Origin of the sequence: Enterobacter sp. TCD1-1 (assembly GCF_020567405.1) — a bacterium.
Taxonomy (GTDB): Bacteria; Pseudomonadota; Gammaproteobacteria; order Enterobacterales; family Enterobacteriaceae; genus Enterobacter; species Enterobacter quasiroggenkampii.
In genome coordinates, this window is the sequence record NZ_JAJCXF010000001.1 from 1,032,411 (window position 1) to 1,048,727 (window position 16,317).

17 protein-coding genes and 1 pseudogene are annotated in these 16,317 nt (G+C 54.8%); 10 read left to right on the forward strand and 8 right to left on the reverse strand.

Annotated elements, in window-relative coordinates; genetic code table 11:
• Positions 1-23: 23 nt before the first annotated feature.
• Complete coding sequence (locus LJA86_RS05000; protein WP_229225724.1) at positions 24-752, forward strand: MerR family transcriptional regulator; 729 nt, start codon at positions 24-26, stop codon at positions 750-752.
• Positions 753-934: 182 nt separating this feature from the next.
• Here LJA86_RS05000 and LJA86_RS05005 read toward each other — a convergent pair whose 3' ends face one another.
• The 3 genes and pseudogenes from LJA86_RS05005 to LJA86_RS05015 all read right to left on the reverse strand — a co-directional run bounded on the left by LJA86_RS05005 (position 935) and on the right by LJA86_RS05015 (position 2,192).
• On the reverse strand, positions 935-1,426 hold the full coding sequence (locus LJA86_RS05005; RefSeq protein ID WP_229225725.1) for an Hcp family type VI secretion system effector: 492 nt from the start codon (positions 1,424-1,426) through the stop codon (positions 935-937).
• A gap of 4 nt (positions 1,427-1,430) precedes the next feature.
• Entirely contained in the window at positions 1,431-1,697 is a 267-nt protein-coding gene (locus LJA86_RS05010; protein ID WP_229225726.1) for a hypothetical protein, read from the reverse strand.
• A pseudogene (locus LJA86_RS05015) lies at positions 1,669-2,192 on the reverse strand (DUF2778 domain-containing protein). The gene LJA86_RS05010 and the pseudogene LJA86_RS05015 overlap by 29 nt, the downstream one beginning before the upstream one ends.
• 470 nt (positions 2,193-2,662) lie before the next feature.
• On the opposite strand from LJA86_RS05015, the gene sufA reads away from it, so the two are divergent.
• The 7 genes from sufA to ldtE all read left to right on the forward strand — a co-directional run bounded on the left by sufA (position 2,663) and on the right by ldtE (position 9,291).
• Positions 2,663-3,031: a Fe-S cluster assembly scaffold SufA gene (gene sufA, locus LJA86_RS05020; RefSeq protein WP_008500631.1), complete on the forward strand. Its 369-nt coding sequence runs from the start codon at positions 2,663-2,665 to the stop codon at positions 3,029-3,031.
• Positions 3,032-3,039: 8 nt separating this feature from the next.
• A complete protein-coding gene (gene sufB / locus LJA86_RS05025) occupies positions 3,040-4,530 on the forward strand; it encodes a Fe-S cluster assembly protein SufB (protein ID WP_021241107.1) in 1,491 nt (496 codons plus the stop codon).
• 9 nt (positions 4,531-4,539) lie between these two features.
• Positions 4,540-5,286 carry a Fe-S cluster assembly ATPase SufC gene (sufC, locus tag LJA86_RS05030; RefSeq protein WP_048027583.1) on the forward strand — a complete coding sequence of 249 codons (747 nt, stop codon included), beginning with the start codon at positions 4,540-4,542 and terminating at the stop codon, positions 5,284-5,286.
• Positions 5,261-6,532 (forward strand): Fe-S cluster assembly protein SufD, encoded by a 1,272-nt coding sequence (gene sufD, locus LJA86_RS05035; RefSeq protein ID WP_229225727.1) that lies wholly within the window; start codon positions 5,261-5,263, stop codon positions 6,530-6,532. The genes sufC and sufD overlap by 26 nt, the downstream gene beginning before the upstream one ends.
• A complete protein-coding gene (gene sufS / locus LJA86_RS05040) occupies positions 6,529-7,749 on the forward strand; it encodes a cysteine desulfurase SufS (RefSeq protein WP_229225728.1) in 1,221 nt (406 codons plus the stop codon). The genes sufD and sufS overlap by 4 nt, the downstream gene beginning before the upstream one ends.
• A gap of 14 nt (positions 7,750-7,763) precedes the next feature.
• Entirely contained in the window at positions 7,764-8,180 is a 417-nt protein-coding gene (sufE, locus tag LJA86_RS05045) for a cysteine desulfuration protein SufE (protein ID WP_229225729.1), read from the forward strand.
• A 97-nt stretch (positions 8,181-8,277) separates the two neighbouring features.
• Positions 8,278-9,291 (forward strand): L,D-transpeptidase LdtE, encoded by a 1,014-nt coding sequence (gene ldtE / locus LJA86_RS05050; protein ID WP_229225730.1) that lies wholly within the window; start codon positions 8,278-8,280, stop codon positions 9,289-9,291.
• Between the two features lie 60 nt (positions 9,292-9,351).
• On the opposite strand, the gene lpp is transcribed toward ldtE, so the two are convergent.
• The 5 genes from lpp to LJA86_RS05070 all read right to left on the reverse strand — a co-directional run bounded on the left by lpp (position 9,352) and on the right by LJA86_RS05070 (position 14,215).
• Positions 9,352-9,588, reverse strand: coding sequence for a murein lipoprotein Lpp (lpp, locus tag LJA86_RS05055; RefSeq protein WP_010430241.1), 237 nt, complete (start codon positions 9,586-9,588; stop codon positions 9,352-9,354).
• 309 nt (positions 9,589-9,897) lie between these two features.
• The gene (gene pykF, locus LJA86_RS05060) at positions 9,898-11,310 is read right to left on the reverse strand and encodes a pyruvate kinase PykF (protein WP_045284943.1); all 1,413 of its coding nucleotides are present in this window, start codon (positions 11,308-11,310) and stop codon (positions 9,898-9,900) included.
• A gap of 7 nt (positions 11,311-11,317) precedes the next feature.
• Complete coding sequence (locus tag LJA86_RS22230; protein ID WP_418721936.1) at positions 11,318-11,512, reverse strand: hypothetical protein; 195 nt, start codon at positions 11,510-11,512, stop codon at positions 11,318-11,320.
• A 175-nt stretch (positions 11,513-11,687) separates the two neighbouring features.
• Positions 11,688-12,833: a trans-sulfuration enzyme family protein gene (locus tag LJA86_RS05065; protein WP_024909385.1), complete on the reverse strand. Its 1,146-nt coding sequence runs from the start codon at positions 12,831-12,833 to the stop codon at positions 11,688-11,690.
• 11 nt (positions 12,834-12,844) lie between these two features.
• A complete protein-coding gene (locus tag LJA86_RS05070) occupies positions 12,845-14,215 on the reverse strand; it encodes a pyridoxal-phosphate dependent enzyme (RefSeq protein WP_024909384.1) in 1,371 nt (456 codons plus the stop codon).
• Positions 14,216-14,615: 400 nt separating this feature from the next.
• Here LJA86_RS05070 and LJA86_RS05075 point away from each other — a divergent pair, with 400 nt between their 5' ends.
• On the forward strand, positions 14,616-15,638 hold the full coding sequence (locus LJA86_RS05075) for a methionine ABC transporter ATP-binding protein (protein ID WP_045910313.1): 1,023 nt from the start codon (positions 14,616-14,618) through the stop codon (positions 15,636-15,638).
• The gene (locus LJA86_RS05080; protein WP_008500617.1) at positions 15,631-16,299 is read left to right on the forward strand and encodes a methionine ABC transporter permease; all 669 of its coding nucleotides are present in this window, start codon (positions 15,631-15,633) and stop codon (positions 16,297-16,299) included. The genes LJA86_RS05075 and LJA86_RS05080 overlap by 8 nt, the downstream gene beginning before the upstream one ends.
• Positions 16,300-16,317: the final 18 nt, after the last annotated feature.

Genomic DNA, 16,317 nt, shown 5'->3' on the forward strand with positions numbered 1-16,317 from the left:
AAGTTCTGAGCGTGAGGGAGTTAATGGCCTATTACAGTATCGGCGAAGTGGCCGAACGATGCGGTATCAACCCCGTTACGCTGCGTGCCTGGCAGCGCCGTTATGGATTGTTGAAGCCGCAGCGCAGCGAAGGGGGTCATCGTCAGTTTGACGATGAAGATATCCTGCGTATCGAAGAGATCAAACGCCTGATGAAGAGTGGCGTTTCGGTCGGGAAAGTAAAAGCCTTGCTGGAAAACAAGGAAGTTTTGACTCAGGGTAACTGGGTCTCGTTCCAGGAAGAGATGATGACCGTTCTGCGCTATGCCAGCCCGGCAAAGCTGCGCGCCAAAGTCGGTGAGTTCCGCCGCGATCACTCGATAGACGCCCTGATTGACAATATTATTTCTCCCGTCCGTCAGCGGATGAACCAGGACCAAAATACCGTGCGTCACATGGCGAGCCTGTTTGACGGGGTCCTGATCGAATTCGCGATCGCAAGCCTGGCGGAGTCCCGCAAGAAAGCCGGTAAAGACGCGCTCCTGATTGGCTGGGAGTGTGATGACCGCACCCATCTGTGGCTTGAAGCCGCGCGCTTATCGCAGAAGGGCTGGCACATTGATGTCCTGGCAGAACCGATTGATTCGCCGCGTCCCGAGCTTTTCCCGGGGCAGAAAATCTTCGTCTGGACGGGGAAATCGCCAACGCCTCGACAGCAGGAACAGCTCGACCACTGGCGTGAGCAGGGTTTTGCTGTCTCATTCCATAATTGAGTGTAAGAGGCCTTGAGGGCCTTTTTTTGTTTTTGTCTCTTTCCATGCAAAATCTATCTCAAGAATAGGCATTATTCCTGCAGATGAGATTTACCCGGCTAATTTTAAAGAACATCTAATTTTTTCTGGGGCTTTGCAGTTGGCTACTTGTTCAATAGGGGACTGTGTCCCCTTATTAATACTCAGCGAGTATGGCGCTCATTCCATGCATCTGAAAATTGAATATTACCGTCAAGAATTCTCCAGGTGATTTTTTCATATTGAATGCTGACGCTTTCTATGTGATTCATTTTATCGTTTCCCGCCAGCTTAACATTTGGAACGCTGCAGTGGACGCCAGTTAATTTCACATTCTCCATAAGAACGGTATAGTAGCAGACCTCCTGGCCTGCATCATTGATGTGATAAAACCTTATTTCTGCGCTTTTCAGCGTTTGCCCGGTTGCTGCAGCCTTGTAAAGATATGGCGTAGAGCTATCAACTTCTTTTTCAATCATCATAGATGAATGTTGGCGGGTGCCGGTGATTTTGCCGTTAGCGCTGTCAAAGGGCAAATTTATACCATGGCTCAGGCCGATAATTTCAATGCTTCCTTCACGATCTTGTACGTCAACAGATCCTTTGATATCTGCACCGCCATCGTCTTTAAGCCACATATAGGGAGGTATAGGCATTTTATTATTTCCTTAGTTTTTTGGTTAACTTCATTGTTAAAATATAGAAAGAGGTAGTGATGATTAGCATTGCAAGCCAGTCAATGAATGAATAAGCATCATACATAGATTCAGCATTTTCATTTCCGGTGATAGTGATTGCTGTTGTTCGGGCTAAATCATAGTTAATATATGACTCAGGAGCCGGTAGTATATGGCCTATCGCAAATAATAAAATGAGAAAATAAATAATTTTACTTGCCCTACGAGCAAGGATTTTTAATGTAGCCACCCGCTACTACCTCCACCCATCCTCGCGCCATGAGTGACCGCATGCATGGAACCTGAATAAGCGATGTACTCATTAGCGCGTTATGAATCATCGCAAAATCAGACATGTTGGCGATAGTTATGCATCCCTTTGAAACCGTGCCGGGATGTAGTCGGAAATTTCCACGTTTTACATTTTCTATCCATGCGTAATCATCTATACCCCAGTCATCACGCCACAAAGCAAACCAGTCAGATTTACCAAAAGCATTTCGGCCAATAAATCTGTTAGCTGCATCGTGAATCTCCTCTTTTTTTGGGAGAACCAGTTACCCCCCCTGCGATCAACAATCCAGTATTTCCCCGGGGGAATAGGGCCAGTATTGGCGACATGTCCGCAACTGGCATTGTTTCTGTTGGCTCCCAACCCGGAATGCGCCATGAACACGCCCACACCATACAGATTGAAAGGCGCGTAATCTGCGCCATTCAGAATCATCTTTCCCTGTAACGCCATATGCCACCTTACTTCCTTTGCAAGAGTGTGGTTAATGCTACAGTGATTAATAATGTGATCCAGAGTGAGTGTATGATTTTCAGAAAAAGACTCGCATCAACAGGTTGTCTACTGCTGAGGAGCGCTTGCTGGCCGGGCACCTGAAGCCCTGGCCTTCTTTTAGTGCGCCAAATCGCATCTGTTAGACTGAGTTCACGATAATCAAAGCGGCTATCTCAAAAATAGGCATTTCCGATGCATATTTTACTTTTCACCTCTCCGCCACAAATCCCACGACGAAATGCATTATTAATCAATGCATTGAACAATTAAATCCATCCTGCCTGCATCTTGTCACAGGGTCTATGCTTAATAAAAGTAGGCAAAAAGGGCGGTTTAGCCGAATGCCCCTGCTGACAGAGGGTTGAAGTGATAATCGTTATCACTAACATGGTGTTATGCCCTGATGGCTTATCAGATGAGGTGGACCTATGGAACTGCATTCAGAAACCTTTAATCCTGCCGATTTCGCCTGGCGCGGGTTAACGCTCACGCCAGCGGCGGCGGCACATATTCACGAGCTGGTGGCGAAAAAGCCCGAGATCCTTGGCGTGCGTTTAGGTGTCAAACAGACCGGCTGCGCAGGTTTCGGTTACGTGCTTGATACCGTCACCGAACCCGAGAAAGATGACCTGGTGTTCGAGACCGACGGCGCAAAATTGTACGTCGCGCTGCAGGCCATGCCCTTTATCGATGGCACCGAAGTGGACTACGTCCGCGAAGGCTTAAATCAGTTATTCAAATTTCATAACCCGAAAGCCCAGAACGAATGCGGCTGCGGCGAAAGCTTTGGGGTATAGGCGGAACTATGTCTCGTAATACTGAAGCAACGAGTGAAGTAAATACCTGGAGCGGCGGGCACCTCAACTATAAAGAGGGGTTCTTCACCCAGCTGCAGACCGATGAGCTGGCAAAAGGCATCAACGAGGATGTCGTGCGGGCTATTTCGGCGAAACGTAACGAGCCCGAGTGGATGCTGGAGTTTCGCCTGAGTGCCTACCGCGCCTGGCTGGAGATGGAAGAGCCGCACTGGCTGAAAGCGCATTATGACAAGCTGAACTACCAGGATTACAGCTACTACTCCGCGCCGTCCTGCGGCAGCTGTGATGACACCTGCGCCTCGCAGCCCGGCGCGGTGCAGCAAACCGGCGCGGAGAACAGTTTCCTCAGCAAAGAGGTGGAAGAAGCCTTTAACCAACTGGGCGTACCGGTGCGCGAAGGGAAAGAGGTGGCGGTGGACGCTATCTTTGACTCGGTCTCGGTGGCCACCACCTACCGCGAGAAGCTGGCAGAGCAGGGGATCATTTTCTGCTCCTTCGGCGAAGCGATTCACGATCATCCGGAACTGGTGAAAAAGTACATCGGGACCGTTGTGCCTTCAAACGATAACTTCTTTGCGGCGCTTAACGCGGCGGTGGCCTCGGACGGTACCTTTATTTACGTGCCGAAAGGCGTGCGCTGTCCGATGGAGCTTTCCACCTATTTCCGTATTAATGCCGAAAAAACCGGCCAGTTCGAACGTACCATTCTGGTGGCCGATGAGGGGAGCTACGTCAGCTACATCGAAGGGTGCTCCGCCCCGGTCCGCGACAGCTATCAGCTGCACGCGGCGGTGGTGGAGGTCATCATCCATAAAGACGCCGAGGTGAAATACTCGACGGTGCAAAACTGGTTCCCGGGCGACGGCAATACTGGCGGTATCCTGAACTTCGTAACCAAGCGTGCGCTGTGCGAAGGGGAAAACAGCAAGATGTCGTGGACCCAGTCCGAAACCGGTTCGGCCATCACCTGGAAATACCCGAGCTGCATCCTGCGGGGGGATAACTCCATCGGCGAGTTCTACTCGGTGGCGCTCACCAGCGGCCATCAGCAGGCCGATACCGGCACCAAGATGATCCACATTGGTAAAAACACCAAATCGACCATTATCTCGAAAGGTATCTCCGCCGGACACAGCCAGAACAGCTATCGCGGGCTGGTGAAAATCATGCCGACGGCCACCAATGCGCGAAACTTTACCCAGTGTGACTCGATGCTGATTGGCGCGGACTGCGGCGCACATACCTTCCCGTACGTCGAATGCCGTAATAACACGGCCCAGCTGGAGCACGAGGCGACCACGTCACGGATTGGGGAAGACCAGCTCTTCTACTGCCTGCAGCGCGGGATTAGCGAAGAAGACGCCATCTCGATGATTGTCAACGGCTTCTGTAAGGACGTGTTCTCTGAACTGCCGCTGGAATTTGCCGTTGAAGCCCAGAAACTCCTCGCCATCAGTCTTGAACACAGCGTCGGTTAAGGAAAGCACATGTTAAGCATTAAAGATTTACAGGTCAGCGTAGAAGATAAAGCCATCCTGCGTGGCCTCAATTTTGACGTTAAGCCGGGCGAAGTCCACGCCATCATGGGGCCGAACGGTTCCGGGAAAAGTACGCTTTCTGCGACGCTGGCCGGGCGCGAAGATTATGAAGTAACCCACGGCTCGGTCGAGTTTAACGGCAAAGATCTGCTGGAGATGTCGCCGGAAGATCGTGCGGGAGAGGGCATTTTTATGGCCTTCCAGTACCCGGTCGAAATTCCTGGCGTCAGCAACCAGTTCTTCCTGCAGACGGCGCTGAATGCGGTGCGCAAATACCGTGGGCTGGAGGCGCTGGACCGCTTCGACTTCCAGGATCTGATGGAAGAGAAGATCAGGCTGCTGAAAATGCCGGAAGATCTGCTGACCCGCTCGGTGAACGTCGGTTTTTCCGGCGGCGAGAAAAAGCGTAACGACATTCTGCAGATGGCGGTACTCGAGCCCGAACTGTGCATTCTGGATGAGACCGATTCCGGTCTGGATATCGACGCCCTGAAGATTGTCGCTGACGGCGTCAACGCCCTGCGCGACGGCAATCGCTCGTTTATTATCGTCACCCACTACCAGCGCATTCTGGACTACATCAAGCCGGATTACGTCCACGTGCTTTACCAGGGGCGCATTGTGAAATCCGGTGATTTTACGCTGGTTAAACAACTGGAGGAGCAGGGTTATGGCTGGCTTACCGAACAGCAGTAATGCGCTCCAGCAGTGGCACCGGCTGTTTGAAGCCCAGGGCGGCACGCGCTCGGCGCAGGCGCAGCAGCATCTGCAGCAGATGCTGCGTCTTGGCCTGCCGACGCGTAAGCATGAGAACTGGAAATATACCCCGCTCGATGGCCTGCTGAACGCCGAGTTTGTTACCCGTCTGGCGGATCTCACCCCAGCGCAGCGCGACGCGTTGGCCTTGCGTGTCGATGCCGTGCGCCTGGTGTTTGTCGATGGCCAGTTCCGTCCGGAACTGAGCGACACGCTCCAGGAGAGCGGCTTTGAGATTGAGATAAACGACGATCGCCAGCGCCTGAGCGCCCCGGTTCAGCCCGAGGTTTTCCTGCACCTGACCGAGAGCCTGGCCCGCAGCGTGACGCATATCGCCGTGAAGCGTAACCAGCGTCCGTCAAAGCCGCTGCTGCTGATGCATATCACTCAGGGTCTGGACGGCGATGAAATCAATACCGCGCACTATCGTCACCATCTTGAGCTGGCGGAGGGCGCGGAGGCCACGGTCATCGAACATTACGTCAGCCTCAATGAGACGCGTCACTTTACCGGGTCGCGTCTGACGATGAACGTGGCGGCCAATGCCCAGCTACACCACATCAAACTGGCGTTTGAGAATGCGCAGAGCCATCACTTTGCCCATAACGACATTGTCCTGGGCCAGGATGCCGCGGCGTACAGCCACAGCTTCCTGCTCGGTGGGGCGGTGCTGCGCCACAACACCAGCACGCAGCTTAACGGGGAAAACACCACGCTGCGCATCAACAGCCTGGCGATGCCGGTTAAATCGGAAGTGTGTGACACGCGCACGTGGCTGGAGCACAACAAAGGCTACTGCAACAGCCGCCAGCTGCACAAAACCATTGTCAGTGATAAAGGGCGTGCGGTGTTTAACGGCCTGATTAACGTGGCGCAGCACGCCATTAAAACCGACGGGCAGATGACCAACAACAATCTGCTGTTAGGGCGACTGGCGGAGGTGGACACCAAACCGCAGCTGGAAATCTACGCGGATGACGTCAAATGCAGCCACGGTGCGACGGTCGGGCGAATCGACGACGAGCAGATGTTCTACCTGCGCTCCCGCGGCATCGACCAGCAGGCGGCGCAGAAAATGATTATCTACGCGTTTGCCGCCGAACTGACGGAAGCGCTGCACGATGGTCAGTTAAAACTGCAGGTGCTGGATCGGATCGGTCAGCGCCTGCCTGGAGGCGAAGCATGAGTTTTCCCGTCGAGAAAGTACGGGCAGATTTCCCGGTTCTGACCCGTGAAGTAAACGGTCTGCCGCTGGCCTACCTGGACAGCGCGGCCAGCGCGCAGAAGCCGAATCAGGTGGTGGATGCCGAAGCCGAGTTCTATCGCCACGGCTATGCCGCCGTGCATCGCGGTATTCATACCCTGAGCGCCGAGGCGACCCAGCGGATGGAAAACGTGCGCACGCAGCTTGCCGCCTTCCTTAACGCCCGCTCGCCGGAAGAACTGGTCTTTGTTCGCGGGACCACCGAAGGGATTAACCTTGTCGCTAACAGCTGGGGCAACGCGCAGGTCCACGCGGGGGATAACATCATCATCACCCAGATGGAGCACCACGCCAATATCGTGCCGTGGCAGATGCTCTGCGAGCGCGTGGGCGCCCAGCTGCGGGTGATCCCGCTAAACGCTGACGGGACGCTTCAGCTTGAGCAGCTTGACCTCTTGCTGGATGACCGTACGCGGCTGGTGGCGGTTACCCAGGTCTCCAACGTGCTGGGGACAGAAAACCCGGTGGCAGAGCTCGTCGAAAAGGCCCATCAGGCGGGCGCAAAGGTCCTGATTGACGGTGCCCAGGCGGTGATGCACCACGCGGTTGACGTCCAGGCGCTGGACTGTGATTTCTACGTCTTTTCAGGCCACAAGCTCTATGGGCCGACTGGGATCGGCGTGCTATATGTGAAAGAAGACATCCTGCAGGCGATGCCGCCGTGGGAAGGGGGCGGGTCGATGATCGCCACCGTCAGCCTGACGGAAGGCACGACCTACGCGCGCGCGCCGTGGCGTTTTGAGGCGGGCACGCCCAACACCGGGGGGATTATCGGGCTGGGGGCGGCGGTCTCCTACGTCTCTGCCATCGGCCTGGACGCCATTCAGGAGTACGAACAGCTGCTGATGCACTACGCGCTGGCGGAACTTGCCAGCGTGCCGGATTTGACCCTCTACGGGCCTGCCGATCGGCAAGGGGTGATTGCGTTTAATCTCGGTAAACACCACGCCTATGACGTGGGCAGTTTTCTCGATAACTATGGCGTTGCGGTCCGTACCGGGCACCACTGTGCCATGCCGCTGATGGCGTTTTACCAGGTACCGGCAATGTGCCGCGCATCGCTGGTGATGTACAACACGACGGAAGAGGTCGACAGGCTGGTGGCGGGGCTTAAGCGCATTCACCAGCTGCTGGGCTAACGGAGAGGCGAAAGATGGCAGAGCTGCCGGAAAAAGATAAATTACTGCGCAACTTCTCGCGTTGCGCAAACTGGGAAGAGAAGTATCTCTATATCATTGAGCTGGGACAACGCTTACCACCGCTCGGGGAAGAGGCGCACAGCGCAGAGAACACTATTCAGGGCTGTCAGAGCCAGGTGTGGATTGTGATGGCGCAGTCTGATGACGGCACGATCGAATTGCGCGGCGACAGCGATGCCGCCATTGTAAAAGGGCTTATTGCGGTCGTCTTTAGCCTTTACCAGCAGATGTCGGCGCAGGATATCGTCGCGTTCGATGTCCGTCCATGGTTTGAAAAAATGGCCTTAACCCAACACCTCACCCCGTCCCGTTCTCAGGGACTGGAAGCGATGATTCGCGCCATCCGCGCCAAAGCTGCAATCCTTAGCTAGACTTACAGAACTGCATTCATTCTGTTTCGCGAGGTGGTTCCCGCCTCGCTGGTTTTTCAGCTTTCTGGCGTTCTGTCAGTGAATAAGGAATCTCAGCATGAAGCGCGCGTCTCTCATTACTGTATTACTCCTCAGTTCGCTCGGTGCCCTTAATTCGGCCCGTGCGATGGACTATCCGTTGCCGCCCGCAGGCAGTCGTCTGATTGGGCAAAATCAAACCTACACGATACAGGAAGGGGATAATAAGCTGCAGACCATTGCCCGTCGGTTTAATACGGCGGCGCAGGTGATCCTGGAAACCAACAATACCATTGCGCCGGTAAACCCTGCGCCGGGAACCGTGATAACCATTCCGTCGCAAATGTTGTTGCCGGATACGCCCCGCGAGGGAATTGTGGTCAATCTCGCTGAGCTTCGGCTCTACTACTTCCCGCCGGGGCAAAACATTGTTCAGGTTTTCCCCCTGGGCATTGGTCAGCTGGGGCTGGAAACACCGGTGACGACCACGCGGGTGAGCCAGAAAATCCCTAATCCGACCTGGACACCCACGCCGGGCATCAGAGCACGCTCTCTGGAGCAGGGCATTAAACTGCCTCCGGTGGTTCCTGCCGGGCCAAATAACCCTCTGGGACGCTTCGCGCTGCGTTTAGGCGTGGGGAATGGGGAATATCTTATCCACGGTACCAGCGCGCCGGACAGCGTCGGCCTGCGGGTCAGCTCTGGCTGTATGCGGATGAACGCCCCGGACATTAAGGCCCTGTTCGAACAGGTGCGGGTGGGCACGCGGGTGCAGATTATTAATGAACCCGTGAAGTTTTCCGTTGAGCCGGATGGTAAACGCTATATTGAGGTCCACCGTCCGCTGGCGCAGGTAGAAGGGGAAAATCCACAGGTCTCGCCCATTACCCATTCCGCCGAGTTTACGACCTTTGTTTCCCAGTCGGGAAGCGATAAGGCGCTAATTGATAAAGCGCTGTCACGTCGCGCCGGGATCCCGGTTATCGTGTCGGCCGGTAGCGGCCCGTCAGCCAGCAATAGCGTGTTGTCGGTGCAGAACAGCCGGGTATCTGCTGCGGTAGCGGAAGATGAAGGGGAGAAGGTGACGCAGTAGCCATTTGACGCAGGCAAAAAAAATGGCGCACAATGTGCGCCATTTTATTAACAGGTACTATTACTTACGGTATTTAGTAGCCTGGTTGTCCAGACGCTGGTTAGCGCGAGCTGCGTCGTCTTTAGCAGCCTGAACGTCGGAACGGATTGCGTTCACGTCGTTGCTCAGCTGGTCAACTTTAGCGTTCAGAGTCTGAACGTCAGAAGACAGCTGATCGATTTTAGCGTTGCTGGAGCAACCAGCCAGCAGAGTAGAACCCAGGATTACCGCGCCCAGTACCAGTTTAGTACGATTCATTATTAATACCCTCTAGATTGAGTTAATCTCCATGTAGCGTTACAAGTATTACACAAAGTTTTTTGGGTTGAGAATATTTTTTTGATGGGAATACACCTATTTTTGATCGTTCGCTCAAAGAAGCATCGAATCAGCCGGTTTCGGGTAAAAATCTAAGGAAAAAAAGGCATTTATCATCGGATTCATCTTAGATAATTCGCAATTAAATAGAAAAACCCGATTTGCATTTTGAATGACTTTGGCTAATGCCAGGAATAAAAAAAGCGCCCGACGGGCGCTTTTTATCCAAATTAATTCGTTCGGGAATTATTACAGCACGTGAACAGATGCGGTATTGGTGGTGCCGCTTGGTACCAGCGCGCCAGAAACCATGACCACAACGTCACCTTTCTGTGCCAGACCGCTTTCCAGAGCCAGTGCTTTACCCTGAATGTAGAAATCGTCAGTAGAGGCGATCTCTTTAACCAGATGCGCAACGACGCCTTTGCTCAGTACCAACTGACGAGCGGTGGTTTCGTTGGTGGTCAGGGCCAGGATGGTCGCATCCGGGAAGTATTTACGCACGGCGCGCGCAGATTTACCGCCCTGAGTGGCAACCACGATCAGTGGGGCTTCCAGTTTCTCAGCGGTTTCTACTGCACCGCGGCATACTGCTTCGGTGATACGCAGCTTGCGGCTGTCGTTATTGAAGTCCAGACGGCTGGTCATCACGCGGTCAGTACGTTCACAGATGGTCGCCATGATGCCGACCGCTTCCAGCGGATATTTACCTTTCGCGGATTCGCCGGACAGCATAACCGCATCAGTACCGTCGAGGATGGCGTTTGCCACGTCGCCAGCTTCAGCGCGGGTTGGGCGTGGGTTTTTGATCATGGAGTCCAGCATCTGCGTTGCGGTGATAACCACTTTACGCGCGCGCACACACTTCTCGATCATCATCTTCTGCGCGAAGATCACTTCTTCAACCGGGATTTCAACGCCCAGGTCGCCACGTGCAACCATGATGCCGTCAGACGCTTCGAGGATTTCGTCGAAGTTGTTCAGGCCTTCCTGGTTTTCGATTTTGGAGATGATCTGGATCTTCTCGCCGCCGTGCGCTTTCAGGTGCTCACGGATTTCAACCACGTCGGAACGCTTACGGATGAAGGAGGCCGCGACGAAGTCAACGCCTTGCTCGCAGCCGAAGATCAGGTCCTGTTTGTCTTTTTCAGCCAGGGCTGGCAGCGCGATGGAGACGCCCGGCAGGTTAACGCCTTTGTTTTCGCCCAGGTCGCCGTTGTTCAGCACTTTACAGATAACTTTGTTGCCTTCGATAGCGGTGACTTCCATACCGATCAGACCATCGTCGACCAGCACGGTATTACCGACGGACAGATCGCTGGTGAAGCCTTCGTAGGTCACTGCAACGATTTCGCTGTTGCCGACGACGGATTTGTCGGTGGTGAAGGTGAAGGTCTGGCCCGCTTTCAGAGAGACGTCGTTACCGCCTTCCAGTTTGATGGTACGGATTTCTGGACCTTTGGTATCCAGCAGGATGGCCGCTTTTTTACCGGTCTTGCTCATCACGTTGCGCAAGTTCTGGATGCGCTGGCCGTGCTCTGCGTAGTCACCGTGGGAGAAGTTCAGACGCATCACGTTCATGCCGGCGTCCAGCATTTTGCTCAGCATCTCTTCAGATTCGGTTTTCGGGCCGATAGTACAAACAATTTTCGTCTTTTTCATGACAGTCTTAGTCTTTAAGTTGGGAAGGATATGGAAATCTCGCTCCGGGGGCGCACCGCCGCGGAGTCAAACCTGTGTTGCAAAAGAGTATATGACACGCACTAAGGATAGGAGACATCAAATGAGCGTGCAGAAGAAAGTGTGCCTGAGTGACAGCCCAACGAAGGAGAGGAGAAGTTGTACGTTGTTTTTTGTATTCCAAGCGCTGAAACCATTCACCAGGGATTTGGCGCGCATTATACGCTGATTTTAAGATAAAAGGAAAATGGAAACGGTGTTTCAGAAATAATCAATGCTGTTTCACATAATATTGTTATCAAGGCGTTAAGCCATGATGACAACTTGTGGCGGCAGGTGAGTAACCTGCCGCCATTTGCTTATTTTTGCAGCGCCTGGCTGAGGTCTGCAATCAGGTCTTTAGGATCTTCAATTCCCACCGACAGGCGGATCAGCTGCGGCACAATGCCGTTTGCCAGCCGTTGTTCCAGCGGAATCGAGGCGTGCGTCATACTGTAAGGCTGGCTTACCAGACTCTCCACGCCGCCCAGACTTTCCGCAAGGGTGAACAGCTTCAGGTTGCGAATCACCTCGGTGGCGCGTTGCGCATCGCCTTTTACCACGACGGAAATCATGCCACCGGGCAGCGCCATCTGCGTGCGGGCCAGCTGGTATTGCGGATGTGATTCCAGGCCAGGATAGAATACCTTTTCGACCAGAGGATGCTGATCGAGCCATTGCGCAATCGCCAGCGCGTTGGTGCTGTGCTTTTCGACCCTCAGCGCAAGCGTGCGAATACCGCGCAGCGTCAGGAAGCTGCTGAACGGATCCAGAACGCCGCCCACCGCGTTTTGCAGATAGCCCAGCTTGTCCGCCAGTTCCTTGTTGTCCCCGACAATCGCCAGCCCGGCCACCACGTCAGAGTGGCCGTTAAGGTATTTGGTGGCAGAGTGCACCACGATATCGAAACCGGACTCCAGCGGACGGTGGATCACCGGCGACGCGAAGGTGTTATCCGCCACGCTGATGACGTTATGACGACGGGCGATTGCCGCGATGGCCGCCAGATCGGCCAGCTTCAGCAGCGGGTTGGTCGGCGTTTCAACCCATACCATGCGGGTATCCGGGCGAATGGCTGCCTCGAGCCCGGCCAGGTCGTCCGGTTTAACCCAACTGACCTGCAGCCCGGTGCTGCGCTTGCGCACATTTTCGATCAGGCGGTACGTCCCACCGTAAACGTCATCAATGGCGACAATATGGCTGTCTTTATCCAGCAGTTCGAGCACCGTGGAGATGGCCGCCAGACCGGAGGCAAAAGCGTAGCCGCGCGTGCCGCCTTCCAGTTCGGCAATCGCCGTTTCCAGCGCATGGCGGGTAGGGTTGCCGCTGCGGGAGTACTCATAACCGGTATGCTCCCCGGGCGCGGGTTGCGCAAACGTCGAGGTGGCGTAAATCGGCGGCATGACGGCGCCGTGCTGGTCGTTGAATTCGCCGCTGTGTACGCTGAGGGTGGCCAGATTTTTCATCATTGATTCCTTTATTGCTGTAGACGGTTGCGCCAGGCGGTCAGAACGTCGCTGCGCGTAATCAGACCGAGAAAACGGTCGTTGTCATTAATGACGGCCACCAGGCCGCGGTCGAAGATGGCGTTCAGGGCGCTTTCCGGCGCGTGTTTATCAAGGAACTCGACCTGACGCGTCATGGCTGCCGTCACCGGCAGCGCGAAGCGATCGCCGTCGCCGCCGATATGCCGCAGGAGATCCCACTCGTCGATAATGCCCACCACCTTGCCGTTCTCCAGCACCGGCAGCTGGGAGATGTCATACAGACGCATGCGCGCCAGGACAGTGGAGAGCGTGTCGTCCGGGGCAGCGGTGACGGTAGCGCCTTCATCGTGGCGCAGGGCGATGTAGTCAGAGAGATCGCCGGCCTGAGGGCGCGTGATGAGCCCCTGCTGTCGCATCCAGTCGTCGTTGAACATCTTCGAGAGATATTTATTGCCGCTGTCGCAGGCGAAGGTCACCACCCGCTTCGGCGTGGTTTGTGCCTGGCAATACTTCAGCGCGGCCGCCAGCAGCGTACCGCTGGAGGAGCCCGCCAGAATGCCCTCCGTTTTCAGCAGCTCGCGCGCGGTGGTGAAGGCCTCGCGGTCGGTGATGCGCCAGGCGCGATTCACCCCTTCAATGTGGGCCAGCGGAGGAATAAAGTCTTCGCCAATTCCCTCAACCAGCCAGGAGCCCGCGTCGTGGTAGCGTCCGGTTTCCACCTGGTCGGCGAGAACGGATCCTGCCGGGTCAGCCAGGACAAATTCCGTGTGCGGAGAGTGCTCGGCGAACCACGCCTGCAGGCCGCCCAGCGTGCCGCCTGAGCCGACGCCCACCACGATGGCGTCGATTTTGCCGTCAAGCTGTTCATACAGTTCCGGCGCCGTGGTGGTGCGGTGCGCCAACGGGTTGGCTTCGTTGTTGAACTGGTCGATGTAAAACGCGCCGGGCAGTTCGTTCGCCAGACGCTGGGCGTAATCCTGGTAATAGGCAGGATGGCCCTTGTTGACGTCGGAGCGGGTCAGCACCACCTGGGCACCCAGCGCGCGCAGGTGGAAAATCTTCTCGCGGCTCATTTTGTCCGGCACCACCAGGATCAGCGAGTAGCCTTTCTGGGCGGCGATCAGGGCCAGGCCGAGACCGGTATTGCCCGCCGTGGCCTCAATAATCGTGCCGCCTGGCTGCAGCTGGCCGGTACGTTCCGCTTCGTTAATCATCGACAGCGCAACGCGATCCTTAATCGACCCGCCCGGATTTTGGTTTTCCAGCTTCAGGAACAGCGAGCAGGGACCGGTATCAAGCTTATGCAGCTGGATCAGCGGGGTACGACCAATCAGTTCGGTGACGGAGTGATAAATCGTCATGATGTTTTCCTTTCTGGATGTCATGACGGGATGATAGGGCGGTGAAATTTTCTCAATAAAGAACCATTCACTGCCGTTTAGAACAGAAAGGAATATAAATGCCATTTCTGGATGGCAGGACAGCAAGACGTAAAGTTGTCTGGATGTGAGGATGGCTATATCGGGATAAAATGCTGCAAAAATGAGCGTTTTTTGCGCCCGTCCGCCAGCAGATATGCATCCGGCAGATAATCATTGCTGAAATTGGTCTAAATGCTTCCCACCCGGTAAATCCGCTGTTTATTGCCGAAAGTTATAACACATTCTTTTTTGTTCATTTAAAAGCTGATAACGCCTGTTTACTATCGTTTGGACATCCATACTGCTAAACCGCCACGGGCGGCACGGATAACGAATAAGAATGATTGTACTGAGCAATATTTCGAAGGTTTTTGACAACGGAAAGGTGGCACTCACAGCCGTTGATAATGTCAATTTGACGATAGCACAGGGACAGATATACGGGATCATTGGTTACAGCGGCGCAGGTAAAAGTACGCTTATCCGCCTGCTGAATGGTCTGGAAAAACCGAGCAGCGGCAGCGTAACCATCAACGGGCAGAACATTTCTGCCGCAAAAGGTGAAGCACTGCGCCAGGCGCGTCTGAAGATCAGCATGGTGTTTCAGCACTTCAACCTGCTGTGGTCGCGCACGGTCAGCGAGAATATTGCGTTCTCGATGCAAATTGCTGGCGTACCGAAAGCCGAAATTAAGGCCCGCGTGGCCGAGCTTATTGAACTCGTTGGCCTGAAAGGTCGCGAGCATGCTTATCCGTCACAGTTGAGCGGTGGGCAAAAGCAGCGCGTGGGCATTGCGCGTGCGCTGGCTAATCGCCCGGATGTGCTGCTCTGCGATGAAGCCACCTCCGCGCTTGACCCGCAGACCACCGATCAGATCCTCGATCTGCTGCTGGATATTAACCGTCGGTTCAAGCTGACCATCGTGCTGATCACGCACGAGATGCACGTGGTGCGCAAAATCTGCGACCGCGTGGCGGTGATGGAGAACGGTAAAGTGGTGGAAGAGGGCGACGTGTTGAGCGTCTTTACCCATCCGCAGCAGCCGATTACGCAGCAGTTTGTCCGTCAGGTGAGCCAGTACGCTGAAGAAGAAACCTTCAATACCGAACTGGCAAATGATCTGGAAGGTACGGTCATCAGGCTGACTTTTACCGGGCACAGCACGCACAAACCGATTGTGGGCGAACTGACGCTGCGCTACGGCCTGCCGTTTAACATCCTGCACGGAAAAATGACCCAAACCGCTCACGGCGTGTTTGGTCAACTCTGGGTGCACGTCGTGGCATCTGATGAACAACTGAACAATATCCTCGCCGACCTGCAGCACAGCGATATTGAAGGCGAGGTGATTAAACATGGCTGAGAATCTCTTTCCGCATCTCAAGTGGGATCAGCTCTGGGCGGCGACGCTGGAGACGCTGTACATGACCGCGCTTTCCGGCGTGGCGACCTTTGTATTAGGCATCGTGCTGGGTCTGGCGCTGTTTTTAACCGCGCGCGGCGGATTGTTCCACAACCGCACGGTGTATAGCGTCATTTCGATTGTGGTGAACGTGTTCCGCTCGATTCCGTTCATCATTTTGATTGTGCTGCTGATCCCGTTCACCAAGACCGTTGTCGGCACCATTCTTGGCGCCAACGCGGCGCTGCCGGCCCTGATTGTGGGTGCCGCACCGTTCTACGCACGCCTGGTGGAAATCGCCCTGCGTGAAGTGGATAAAGGCGTGATTGAAGCGACGCGTTCGATGGGCGCACGACTGAGCACGCTCGTATTTCGGGTTTTACTGCCGGAATCATCACCTGCACTGGTATCGGGTATTACGGTAACGCTGATTGCGCTGGTGAGCTACAGCGCAATGGCGGGGGTGATTGGCGCCGGTGGTTTGGGAAATCTGGCTTATCTGGAAGGATTCCAGCGCAACCATGGTGACGTCACGCTGGTGGCAACGGTGACCATTCTGATCATCGTTTTCATTATCCAGTTCTGCGGCGATGTCATTACTTCACTGTTAGATAAACGCTAATAAATACACACAGGAACC